Annotated in this window: 9 protein-coding genes; 5 read left to right on the top strand and 4 right to left on the bottom strand. The window is 73.2% G+C overall.

Going from position 1 to position 11,936, the window contains the following annotated elements; genetic code table 11:
• Together ACIPAE_RS17360 and ACIPAE_RS17355 are read right to left on the bottom strand one after the other, a co-directional pair.
• Positions 1–335: helix-turn-helix domain-containing protein (locus tag ACIPAE_RS17360; RefSeq protein ID WP_402445944.1), on the bottom strand; the 335-nt coding region annotated here is incomplete at its 3' end.
• A gap of 304 nt (positions 336–639) precedes the next feature.
• Positions 640–2,850, bottom strand: a complete 2,211-nt coding sequence (locus tag ACIPAE_RS17355) for a UvrD-helicase domain-containing protein (RefSeq protein WP_329374457.1) — start codon at positions 2,848–2,850, stop codon at positions 640–642.
• 194 nt (positions 2,851–3,044) lie between these two features.
• Here ACIPAE_RS17355 and ACIPAE_RS17350 point away from each other — a divergent pair, with 194 nt between their 5' ends.
• Positions 3,045–3,707 carry a hypothetical protein gene (locus ACIPAE_RS17350; protein WP_402445906.1) on the top strand — a complete coding sequence of 221 codons (663 nt, stop codon included), beginning with the start codon at positions 3,045–3,047 and terminating at the stop codon, positions 3,705–3,707.
• Positions 3,708–3,783: 76 nt separating this feature from the next.
• Here ACIPAE_RS17350 and ACIPAE_RS17345 read toward each other — a convergent pair whose 3' ends face one another.
• On the bottom strand, positions 3,784–4,845 hold the full coding sequence (locus tag ACIPAE_RS17345) for an aldo/keto reductase (protein ID WP_366413938.1): 1,062 nt from the start codon (positions 4,843–4,845) through the stop codon (positions 3,784–3,786).
• Positions 4,846–5,013: 168 nt separating this feature from the next.
• Here ACIPAE_RS17345 and ACIPAE_RS17340 point away from each other — a divergent pair, with 168 nt between their 5' ends.
• The 4 genes from ACIPAE_RS17340 (at position 5,014) to ACIPAE_RS17325 (ending at position 10,511) form a co-directional block, all read left to right on the top strand.
• Positions 5,014–5,640 carry a TetR/AcrR family transcriptional regulator gene (locus ACIPAE_RS17340; protein WP_402445903.1) on the top strand — a complete coding sequence of 209 codons (627 nt, stop codon included), beginning with the start codon at positions 5,014–5,016 and terminating at the stop codon, positions 5,638–5,640.
• 258 nt (positions 5,641–5,898) lie between these two features.
• Positions 5,899–8,358, top strand: a complete 2,460-nt coding sequence (locus ACIPAE_RS17335; RefSeq protein ID WP_329371775.1) for a discoidin domain-containing protein — start codon at positions 5,899–5,901, stop codon at positions 8,356–8,358.
• A 209-nt stretch (positions 8,359–8,567) separates the two neighbouring features.
• The gene (locus ACIPAE_RS17330) at positions 8,568–9,569 is read left to right on the top strand and encodes an aldo/keto reductase family protein (protein WP_328461333.1); all 1,002 of its coding nucleotides are present in this window, start codon (positions 8,568–8,570) and stop codon (positions 9,567–9,569) included.
• 204 nt (positions 9,570–9,773) lie between these two features.
• The gene (locus ACIPAE_RS17325) at positions 9,774–10,511 is read left to right on the top strand and encodes a phosphatase PAP2 family protein (protein ID WP_402445899.1); all 738 of its coding nucleotides are present in this window, start codon (positions 9,774–9,776) and stop codon (positions 10,509–10,511) included.
• Here ACIPAE_RS17325 and ACIPAE_RS17320 read toward each other — a convergent pair.
• The gene (locus ACIPAE_RS17320) at positions 10,501–11,817 is read right to left on the bottom strand and encodes a transglycosylase family protein (protein ID WP_366413940.1); all 1,317 of its coding nucleotides are present in this window, start codon (positions 11,815–11,817) and stop codon (positions 10,501–10,503) included. The two genes, ACIPAE_RS17325 and ACIPAE_RS17320, sit on opposite strands and share 11 nt — an antisense overlap.
• Between the last annotated feature and the right edge of the window lie 119 nt (positions 11,818–11,936).

Genomic DNA, 11,936 nt, shown 5'->3' with positions numbered 1-11,936 from the left:
GCCCGCCACACCCGCGAGACCGTCGACTGCGACAGCCCCGTCTCCTTGGCCATCGACCGCGTCGACCAGTGGGTCGCGTCCTTCGGAGTACGTTCCAAAGTCCTGGCGATCAGGTCCGCCACCTGCTCATCGGTCACCGTGCGCGGGCCACCCGGCCTGGGCATGTCACCCAAGCCGGCGATCCGGTGCTGAACGAACCGCGCCCGCCACCGACCCACCGCATGCGGCGTCGAGCCCACCTCCGCCGCCACGTCTTTGTTCGACGCCCCACTCGAGCAGGCCAGGATGATCCGGCACCGCAAAGCCCACGCCTGCGGCGTCGAACGACGCCGCACCCACCCCTCCAGGGCAGCCCGCTCATCATCCGACAACACCAACTCGGCCTTCGGCCGACCCGTCCGCACCACAGACACAGCCTACCGTTATGAACAGAACTCCCGACTCAGAACACTAGGCGGGACGGCGCCGGGCTCCGTGACCGCCGGTCCGCTCACCGGAGATTCCCAGGAAACCCGCCGGTCGCCGCGCCCGCCCGCCACCCGCGCCCGCCACCCGCACGCCCGGATCAGCGCGGCCGTCCGCACGCGGCCGTCGGCTCACCGATCGGCTCACCGAGTGGCTCGGCGATCAGCCCAGCGATCAGCGCAGCGACTCGGGAAGTGCCTCCCGGTGCACGATGCCCAGCCGCTGCGTCGCACGGGTCAGCGCGACGTAGAGGTCACTGGTCCCGAACCGTCCGGGCTCCACGACCAGGACGTGGTCGAACTCGAGCCCCTTCGCCTCGCGCGGGCCGAGCAGCACCACGGACCGGGCGAGGTCGGGTTCCCCGCCTGCCTCGACCCCGTCGAGCCGGGCCGCGATCTCCTCGTGCAGCGCACGCGGGGCGATCACCGCGAGCCGCCCCTCCTCGGGCGTGAACTCGGCGACGGCCCGCGCCACCGCGCCCGCCAGATCCGCACCGGACTCCCGCGTCCACGGCCGCTCCCCGGTGGACCGCACCGACCCGGGCGGCTCGAACGACGGGTCCTGGGCCCGTACCACCCGCGCGGCCAGCTCCATGATCTCCGCGGGCGTGCGGTAGTTGACCCCCAGCCGCACATGCGTGAACCGGTCACCGACATACGGCTCCAGGATCTTCTGCCACGATCCGACACCCGCCTCCTCCGAGGTCTGCACCGGATCGCCGACCAGGGTCAGCGAGCGGGTCGGCGACCGGCGCATCAGCAACCGCCACGCCATCGGGGAGAGTTCCTGCGCCTCGTCGACGATGATGTGCCCGAAGGCCCAGGTCCGGTCGGCGGCGGCCCGCTCGGCCGCGCTCCTGTGGTCGGCCTCCTCCTGCCGCGCGGCCATCCGATCGGCGTCGATGATGTCGTGGGCGGCCAGCACCTCGGACTCGCCGTCCTCGAACTCGTAGGTCTCCGACGCCCGGGACAGCTCCAGCACACCCTGCGCGTAGTCGACCCGCCGCCGGCGCTCGGCCTCCGCCGCGGCCCGCTCGGCACTGTCGTCGGTCCCGAGCAGTTCGGCCGCCTCGTCCAGGAGCGGCACGTCGGCCGGGGTCCACTCCCGGTCGCCGGGAGCGCGGCGGACGGCGTCGGCGTCCTCGTCCGCCAGGTACACCGGCTCGGCCAGGTAGCCGGCGAGGAACGCCTCGGGGGTGAGCGCCGGCCACAGCTCCGCCACGGCGGCCTGCACCTCCTCGCTCGCGGCGACACCCTTGCCGAGCTGGGCGATGTCGGCGGGTCCGAGGAAGTTGGGGCCGCCGTACGGGTCCGTGCCGATGCGCTCGGCGAGTTGCGCGGTGAGGGCGTCGATGACGTGGAACGCGAAGTACGGGCGGGCGAGGTTGTGCGGCAGGCGGGTCTCGCGGGCCGCCTGGCGGGCTTCGTAGGCGATCTCCCAGTCCAGCACGAGGTCGCCGTCGTCGTGCCGGATGACCATGGGTGCTCCGGGCTCGGGCATCTGCTGCCGGTCGCGTACGGCGAGGGCGAGCGCCTCGGCCATCCCCGCACCGCCCTTGACGGCCGCCGCGCGGGGGGTGTCGGTGCCGCGGGCGTCCACACCGGGGTAGAGCTCCGCCTGCGTGGCGAGCATGACCCCGGTCTCGCCGAGGGCCGGCAGCACCTCGCCGATGTAGCGCAGGAACGCCGGATTGGGCCCCACCACCAGGACCGCGCGCTTGGCCAGCAGCTCCCGGTGCTCGTACAGCAGGTAGGCCGCACGGTGCAGCGCGACCGCCGTCTTGCCGGTGCCGGGACCGCCCTCGACGACCAGGACCCCGCGGTGCGGAGCGCGGATGACACGGTCCTGTTCCGCCTGGATGGTTTGCACGATGTCGCCCATCCGGCCGGTGCGGGCGGAGCTGAGCGCGGCGAGCAGCACGGTGTCACCGCTCGGGTCCTCGAAGCCGCTGCGTTCGCGGTCGTCGAGATCGAGGATCTCGTCGTGCAGCTCGGTCACCGTGCGGCCCTCGGTGCTGATATGCCTGCGCCGGCGCAGACCCATGGGCGTATGGCCGGTGGCGAGATAGAACGGTCGGGCGACCGGCGCCCGCCAGTCGATCAGAACGGGTGTGCGCTCCGCGTCGTCCGCGCGAATTCCGAGCCGGCCGATATGGTGCGTGGCGCCGTCGCGGAGATCAATACGGCCGAAGCAGAGCGAACCGTCCACCGCATTCAGCGCGGCCAGCAGCCCGGACCGCTCGGCGACCAGCACCTCGCGCTCGACCCGGGCCTGCCGCCCGCTTCCCACCGGGGCCAACGCGTCCTCGACCCGCTCCGCGGCGGACTCGCGCAGCGTGTCGACACGGCCGTAGAGCCGGTCGAGGAATTCCTGCTCCCGCTCCAATTCGACACTTTCGCGAGTTGACAAAGCTGCTCCCTACTGGCTAAGCTGTGCCTATCAGCCCCCGATGCGGGGCTTTTCTCATGCGCGCACAGAAACCCTCAATATACGCGAGCAAATCCCCGTTCCGCAATTGCGGTGCGGGGATTTCCGCGCCCGTCCCTCCCGTGTCGGTGCCGCGGGATACGGTCGGGGGCGTGAGCAAGGGGTTGACGGCGGCGCAGCGCAGGGCGGTCACGGGGTCCGACCCGTCGACGGGTCGGGTGGCCGCCGGAGCCGTGGTGTGCACGGGGCTGGTGGCAGCCGGGTTGGCGGTGCGGCACGGGCGGGCCGGGCAGCACTACCTGACGCCGGAGGGCCGGCGGGTGCGGGCCGAACTGGCCGAGCGCGACGCCCGGGTCGCGCGGGAGGCGGCCGGGGGACCGGCGCAGGGTGGGCGCACCGAGCCGGAGCGCGGGCAGTTCGTCGCCGACGACGGGTCCGGGACGGTACGTACGACCGCGGCGCGGCCCGGCGAGGTGGCCGCCGCGTGGGAGGGGCTGCTCCAGATCCGCGCGGTGCTGGGTGACGGCGCGGTGGAGGTGCCGGCGGGCTGGGAGCGGGAGCGGCCGGTGCACGCGGTGGCGCTGGCCCTGGAGGCGGCGGGGGTGCCGCCGCACCGCGCCGAGCGGCCGTCGGGCTACCGGGTGGGGCCGTCCGATCATCCGGGCCTGGTCGAGGTGACCTGGTCCGATGCCGGTTCGGGGCCGGCCTCGCTCGCCCGCGTCGCCGCGCTGCTCGGCCCGCTCGGCTGGCAGGCGACCGAGCACCACGCCCGCGGCGGCGCGCCCTTCCTGCTCGTCTCCCCCCGCCACACCTGACCGCGCGCCCCCGCCGCCCCCGCCTCCCTCCTGCTACCCGGACCACCCCCGCCCGTCCCCGGCCGCCCGCCGCGCTTCAGACCGCGGGCGGCGCCGCCGCGAGCCCGGCCACCGGCGGGTTGAGGCGGGTGAACCCCTCCTGCCGCTGGTACGGGAAGTAGGGATACGGCGCCGTCCGCCCGCTCGCCGCGTCGAGCCTCGCCGTCTGGTCCGGGGTGAGCGCCCAGCCGACCGCGCCGAGGTTCTGCCGGAGCTGCTCCTCGTTGCGGGCGCCGATGATGACGGAGGAGACGGTCGGCCGCCGGAGCAGCCAGTTGAGAGCGATCTGCGGGATGGCCTTGCCGGTCTCCTCGGCGATCTCGTCGAGGACGTCGACCACGCGGTAGAGGAGTTCGTCCTCGACCGGCGGGCCGAAGTCGGCGGTCTGGTGCAGCCGGCTGCCGGCGGGCAGCGGCCGGCCGCGGCGGATCTTGCCGGTCAGCCGACCCCAGCCGAGCGGGCTCCAGACCACCGCCCCGATCCCCTGGTCGAGCCCGAGCGGCATCAGCTCCCACTCGTAGTCGCGCCCGACGAGGGAGTAGTAGACCTGGTGCGCGACATAGCGCGGCCGGCCGTACTTCTCCGCGACGGCGAGGGACTTCATCACCTGCCAGCCGGAGAAGTTGGAGACTCCGACGTAGCGGACCTTGCCCGCTCGCACGAGGTCGTCGAGCGTGGCCAGGACCTCCTCGATCGGCGTGCCGGCGTCGTAGGCGTGCAGTTGGAAGAGGTCGATGTGGTCGGTGCCGAGCCTGCGCAGCGCGGCCTCGCACGCGGCGAGCAGCCGCGACCGGGAGGAGCCCGCGTCGCCCGGCCCGTCGCCCGTGGGCAGGCTGGTCTTGGTGGACACGATCACCTGGTCCCGGCGGCCCTTGATCGCCTCGCCCAGCACCTCCTCGGACGCGCCGCCGGAGTAGACGTCGGCCGTGTCGAACATCGTGATCCCGGCGTCCAGGCAGATGTCCACCAGACGGCGCGCCTCGCGGGCGTCGGTGCTGCCCCAGGCGCCGAAGAGCGGGCCCTGCCCGCCGAACGTGCCGGCGCCGAAGCTCAGCGCGGGCACCTTGAGGCCGGACGAACCCAACCGCCTGTATTCCATGACTGCTCCTTCGATCGTTCGCTCGTCCACCGGGCGGCGGCGCGCGCCGCACGCGGCACGCACAGCACCGCGGACACGCGCCGCCCAGCGACTAACGGTTCTCCAGTTCCGTTAAGCTGGCTCCGACGATAGCACTGGCGCAGCCGTTAATGGAATCGGAGTCCCGTTATGACCGTGGAACGACCAGACCCGGGAAGCGTCCGACCAGGCGGGCGGACGGCACGCGTGCGCGCCGCCGTGCTCGACGCGGCCGGCGACGCCCTGGCCGAACAGGGCTTCGCCCAGCTGGACCTGGCCGATGTCGCGCGCCGCGCCGAGGTGGGCCGGACCACCGTCTACCGCCGCTGGGGCACGGTGACCGGCCTAGTGGCCGACCTGCTCACGGACATGGCCGAGCGTTCGCTGCCGCGCACCGAGACCGGCTCGCTGCTCGGCGACCTGACGGCCAACGCCCGGCTCGTCCAGCGCACGCTGGCCGACCCGCGGCAGGGCGCGCTGTTCCGTGCGGTGATCGCGGCCGCCACCTGCGAGCCGAAGACCGCCGAGGCCCTGCGGCGCTTCTACCTCACCCGCGTCGGCGAGTGGGCGCCCTGCGTCCAGCAGGGCATCGACCGCGGCGAGGCGCCCGAGGGCACCGACACCCACGAGGTGATCCGCGCGGTGTCCGCCCCCCTCTACTACCGCCTGCTCACCGGCGGCGAGCGGCTCGACGAAGCCGCCGCGGACCGGGCCGCCGCGGCCGCCATGGCCGCCACCCGCGCGGGCGTCTTCGTGCGGAGCACCGAGCCGCGCTGAACCGTCGCCCCCTGACCGTCCCCTGACCACCCCCGCGCCGCGACGCGGGGCAGCACGCGGCAGCACCCGGGTCCACCGGTGGCCGTCGCAGTTTCTCGCGCCCCGATACCCGACATGACGCCCAGATGTCCGGGTTATTGCGAGAAGAAATCGCAATCTTGCACGAACTCATTTACTTACTGCGGCGGCGCTCGTAGTCTCTCCACGCCCGGCCGGGTGTCCCACTTCCCCTCACCCCCGACCCGCAAGGACCTGCCTGTGTCGCAACAAACGCGCAGCCACGACCAGAACCCCCCACGGCAGCACCGGTTCAGACGGCGCGGCACCGCCGCCGTGCTCTCCTTCGCGGTCGCCGCCGCGGCCGCGCTCACCGCGGTGACCCTGGCGAGCGCCCCGTCCGCGCACGCCGCCGGCGGCGTACCGGCCCCCTCGCCCGTCGGCATCTCCGGCCGCGGCGCGAACGTGCCGTTCACGGAGTACGAGGCGGAGTACGCCAACACCAACGGCGCCCTCATCGGCCCGGACCGGCTCTACACCCACCTGCCCTCGGAGGCGTCCGGCCGGCAGGCCGTGACCCTCGACGCGGTGGGCCAGTACGTCGAGTTCACCCTCACCAAGCCCGCCAACGCGATGTCGCTGCGCTACAGCATCCCGGACTCCGCCGACGGCAAGGGCCGGGACGCCTCCCTCGACGTGCAGGCGAACGGCCAGTCCGTCAAGACCCTGCCGGTGACCTCCCGTTACAGCTGGTACTACGGCGGCTACCCGTTCAGCAACGACCCGGGCGGCGGCAACGCGCACCACTTCTACGACGAGTCCCGGACCATGTTCGGCACCACCTACCAGGCCGGCACGAAGATCCGGGTGCAGGTCACCTCGACCGCGCAGTCGCCGTCGTTCACCATCGACCTCGCCGACTTCGAGCAGGTGGCCGCGCCGATCGCCCAGCCCTCCGGCTCGATCAACGCCGTCACCGACTACGGCGCCGACCCCACCGGCGCCACCGACTCCACCGCGAAGATCCAGGCGGCGGTCGACGCCGGCCAGGCGCAGGGCAAGCCGGTGTACATCCCGCAGGGCAACTACACGCTCTACGACCACGTCATCGTGGACGGCGTGACGGTCGAGGGCGCCGGTCCCTGGTACACCGTCTTCGGCGGCCGCGACCCGGTGAACCGCAACCGCGCCGCGGGCTTCTACGGCAAGTACGTCGCCGGCGGCGGCTACACCGGGGAGATCCGGCCGAAGGAGGCCGGCGGCCCGAGCAAGAACGTCACCCTGAAGGACTTCGCCATCATCGGCGACATCACCGAGCGGGTCGACGACGACCAGGTCAACGGCATCGGCGGCGCCCTGTCGAACTCGACCATCGACGACCTGTGGATACAGCACGTCAAGGTCGGCGCCTGGATGGACGGCCCGATGGACCATCTCACCATCGAGAACAGCCGCATCCTGGACACCTCGGCCGACGGCGTCAACTTCCACTCCGGCGTGACCGATTCGACTGTCACCAACACCTTCGTCCGGGACACCGGCGACGACGGCCTCGCGTCCTGGCCGGAGAAGGCGCCCAACGCGGACGACAGCTTCACCCACAACACGGTGGTGCTGCCGGTGCTGGCGAACAACATCGTCACCTACGGCGGCAAGGACTTCACGATCTCGGACAACGTGATGGCCGACACCGTCACCAACGGCGGCGGCCTGCACATCGCCAACCGCTACCCGGGCGTCAACGGCGGCTCGGCCAACGGCGTCTCCGGCACCATCACCGCGGACTCCAACACCCTGATCAGAGCCGGGAACAGCGACTACAACTGGCAGTTCGGGGTGGGCGCGATCTGGTTCGACGGCCTCCAGGGCACCGTCGACGCGGACATCGAGATCACCAACACCGACATCCTCGACAGCTCCTACGAGGCGATCCAGTCGATCGAGGGCGGCGGCGTCACCGGCGTCCACTTCAAGAACGTCAACATCGACGGCGCCGGCACCTTCGCCATCCAGGGCCAGGCCCCGGCGAACATGACCTTCACCAACGTGACCGCGAAGAACATCGCGCAGGCGGACAAGCCGATCTACAACTGCGAGGGCACCGCCCTGGTCCTCAACGACAGCGGCGGCAACTCCGGCTGGAACAACGGCGGTCAGCAGTGCAACGGCTGGCCCGCGCCGGTGTGGACCAACGGCGGCGTGCCCACCGGCGGCGGCAGCGGGGGCGACAGCGGCGGCACCACCCCGCCGACCACGCCTCCCACGACGCCCCCGACCACCCCGCCGACCACTCCCCCGGCCGGCGGCAACCTCGCCAAGGGCCACCCGGCCACCGACACCGGCCACTCCGACGTCTACACGGCCGCCAACGCGGTGGACGGCGACGCCAACTCGTACTGGGAGAGCACGAACAACGCCTTCCCGCAGTCGCTGACCGTCGACCTCGGCTCCGCCCAGACCGTCGGGCGCCTGGTGCTGAAGCTGCCGCCGGCCGCCGCGTGGGCCACCCGCACCGAAACCCTCTCCGTCCTCGGCTCCACGAACGGCTCCACCTTCAGCACGCTCAAGTCCTCCGCCGGGTACACCTTCAACCCTTCCAGCGGGAACACCGCTACGGTGTCCTTGAGCCCGACCTCCACCCGCTACCTCCGGCTCACCTTCACGGCCAACACCGGCTGGCCCGCGGGCCAGCTCTCCGAGCTGGAGGCGTACGCCTCCTGACAGGCGTACGCCTCCGACCGGATCGGGGCACCCCTCACCGGAGGGGTGCCCCGCACCCGGACCGCAGCACGGCACGACGGCCGGCCCGCAGGACCGTGAGACCGCAGGACGCCGGGATCGCCGCGCCTACCAGCCGCAGGTCACCGCGGCGCGGCGGCGGCAGGGCCCAGCTCCGCCCGCGCTTTCGGCAGCGCATAGAGTCGCGTTCCATGGAATATCGTCACCTCGGCCGCAGCGGCCTGTTCATCAGCGAGATCGCCTACGGAAACTGGCTCACCCACGGCTCCCAGGTGGAGGAGGACGCCGCCACCGCGTGCGTGCGCGCCGCGCTCGACGCGGGCATCACCACCTTCGACACCGCCGACGTCTACGCGCAGACCCGCGCCGAGTCCGTGCTCGGCCGCGCGCTGAAGGGCGAGCGGCGCGAGGGCCTGGAGATCCTCACCAAGGTCTTCTGGCCCACCGGCCCGGGGCACAACGACCGGGGCCTGTCCCGCAAGCACATCGCGGAGTCCATCGAGAACTCGCTGCGCCGGCTGCAGACCGACCACGTCGACGTCTACCAGGCGCACCGCTTCGACGTCTCCACCCCGCTGGAGGAGACGATGGAGGCGTTCGCGGACGTCGTGCACTCCGGCAAGGCGCACTACATCGGCGTCTCGGAGTGGACCTCGGACCAGATCAGGCGCGGCCACGCGCTCGCCCGCGAGCTGCGCATCCCGCTGGTGTCCAACCAGCCGCAGTACTCGGCGCTGTGGCGGATCATCGAGGGCGAGGTCGTGCCCACCTGTGAGGAACTGGGCCTGGGCCAGGTGGTGTTCTCGCCGATCGCGCAGGGCGTGCTGACCGGGAAGTACAAGCCGGGGCAGCAGCCGCCGGCCGGTTCCCGGGCCACCGACGGCAAGGGCGGCTCGGACATGATCAGCCGCTGGATGCACGACGACCTGCTGGAGCGGGTGCAGCAGCTCCAGCCGCTGGCCGCCGAGGCGGGCCTGTCGCTGGCCCAGCTCGCCGTCGCCTGGGTACTCCAGAACCCGAACGTCTCCGCGGCGATCGTCGGCGCCTCCCGCCCCGAGCAGGTCGCGGAGAACGCGAAGGCCGCGGGCGTGAAGCTCGACGCCGAGCTGATGGCGAAGATCGAGGAGGTGCTCGCCCCGGTCGCGATCACCGACCCGAAGCGCGTCCACGAGAACGTGCCCGAGCGCCGCTGAGGCGGAGCGCGGCGCGCGGTACACCTCGCGTCCGGGCCCGGCTCCGGCCGCCGCCGGGCGGTTCGCCTCGCGTGGCGGTGCGGGGCGGGCCGGTCCCGCGCGTAGGGTGACTACAGTTCTGTAGACGTCTGTTCCGGCCGGCCGCGCTCGGCCGGCCGGGCGGGCCCCGCGCACCGCCGGGGTCCGGGGAAGGCGGGCCGCCCGATGCCTCGCACGCCGTCCGGCCGGCCCCGCCGGTCGCCGCACACCCGGCGCGGCCTGGGCTGGGCCGCCGCTCTGGCGGCGGCGTTCGCGGTGCTGGCCGGGGTGGTGCTGCCCCGGCACGGCACGCCGTACCCCCTGGACACCGGTCCGATCGACTGGTCGGTACGGCACCGCCCGCACGGCTGGCTGACGGCCGCGCGCGGGGTGACGCACGCGGGCACCGGCCCGTACCCGTTCGTGGCGGCGGCGCTCGGCGGCTGGCTGGGCGGCAGCCGGGGGCGGATGGCGCGGGCTCGCGCCGGGGTGCCGGTGGCGCTGCTCGCGGTGGTGGCGCTGGTCGCCGAACAGGCCGTGCGTGGCGCGGTGATGGTGGCCGCGGACCGCGCCCGGCCCCCGGTCGCCGACTGGGCGGTGGCCGCGTCGGGGCACTCCTTCCCCTCCGGGCACACCTCGTCGAGCGCGATGGCCGCCGGACTGCTGGCGTGGGGCGCGCTGCGGGCCCGCCCGGGGCCGCCGGGCCGCGTCGCCGCCGCCCTGTGCGTGGCGGCCGCGGTCGCGGTGGGCTGCTCCCGGGTCTACCTGGGCGTGCACTGGCCGACGGACGTGCTCGGCGGCTGGCTGTACGCGGGCTGGTGCCTGCTGCTGGCGCTGCCGCCGCTGACCGCGTATGCCCGCGCGCACGACGGCGAGGACGGCAGCGGCAGCAGCAGCAGCAGCAGCGGAGAGGTCAGACCTTGACGCCGTGCGACCGCAGGAACCTGAGCGGGTCGACGTCGTCGCCGTAGTCCGGGCCGGTGCGCATCTCGAAGTGCAGGTGCGGCCCCGTCGCGTTGCCGGTCGCGCCCGAACGGGCGATCCGCTGCCCCTCGTTGACGTGCTGGCCGACCTTCACCGAGATCTGCGACAGATGGCCGTACTGGCTGTACTCGCCGTCGGCGTGCCTGATCACGACCTGGTAGCCGTACGACCCGCCCCAGCCGGCGGTGACCACGGTGCCCGCGGCGACCGAGTGCACCGCGGTGCCGGTGCCGACGAGGAAGTCGACGCCCGTGTGGTAGCCGCTGGCCCAACTGCCGCCGCCCACGTGGTAACCGGTGCCGATGGACGCGTGCACCGGCACGGTCCACCCGGAGGACTTCTTGGCCGCGGGCTCGGCGTGCGTCTTCTTCGGCGCGGGCTTGGCAGCGGGCTTGGCAGCGGGTCTGGCCGCGGGCTTCGCCGCCGGTTTCGCGGTGGGCTCGGCGGCGGGCGCGTGCGTCGTCTTCGGCGCCGCCTTGGCGGGCGCCGCCAAGGTCAGCCGCTGACCGGGCAGGATCAGGTCGGGGTCGTCGCCGACCACCGCGTGGTTGTCGGCGTACAGCTCCGGCCAACCGCCCTTGACCTGGTGGTCCGCCGCGATGCCGGAGAGCGTGTCGCCGTGCACGACGGTGTAGCGGTCCCCGGCGTCGGACTTCTTCCCGCCCGGCTTCTTCGCGCCCGGCTTCTTCGCGTCGGCCTTCTTCGCGTCCGCCTTCTTCGTATCGGCCTTCGCGCCGGACGGCTTCGCGGCGGCCGGGTGCGCCGGGTGCGCGGTCGGGGAGGTGTGCTCCGTGGACTTCCTCTTCGGCTCCGCGCCGGCCTTCTTCGTACCGGTCGACACCTGCACGGTGTGCGAGGCCGTCGCGGGCTCCCGGGTCAGCCCGGCCCGTACCGAGCACACCGGCCACGCGCGCGGGCCCTGGCTGCCGAGCACCTTCTCGGCGACCGCGATCTGCTCGCTCTTGGAGGCGAGGTCGGCGCGCGCGGCGTACGCGGTCCCGCCGTACGCCCGCCAGGTGCTCGCGGTGAACTGGAGCCCGCCGTAGTACCCGTTGCCGGTGTTGATCGTCCAGTTGCCGGAGGACTCGCACTTGGCGACCTTGTCCCACACCCCGGCGGTGGCGGCGTGCGCGCTGCTCATCCCGACCAGCGGCAGCGCAAGCCCGGCACCGCCCGCGGTGACGGTCAGCGACGCCTGGGAGACCCGGCTGGGACGATAGCGGCGGTGGCGTCCGCGTAAGGCCATGACGCGCGTCCTTTCCCTACGCTTCAGCGCCCGGGCTGCTCCGGGCGGGCCAGAGAGGCGGGCCAAAGATAGGCCCGCCCCGGCGCGCCCACAAGAGTGCCCGCAACAGCACAGGTGGG

Source organism: Streptomyces sp. NPDC087270, assembly GCF_044744625.1.
Classification (GTDB): Bacteria; Actinomycetota; Actinomycetes; order Streptomycetales; family Streptomycetaceae; genus Actinacidiphila.
This window is presented reverse-complemented; position numbering and strand designations above follow the sequence as displayed.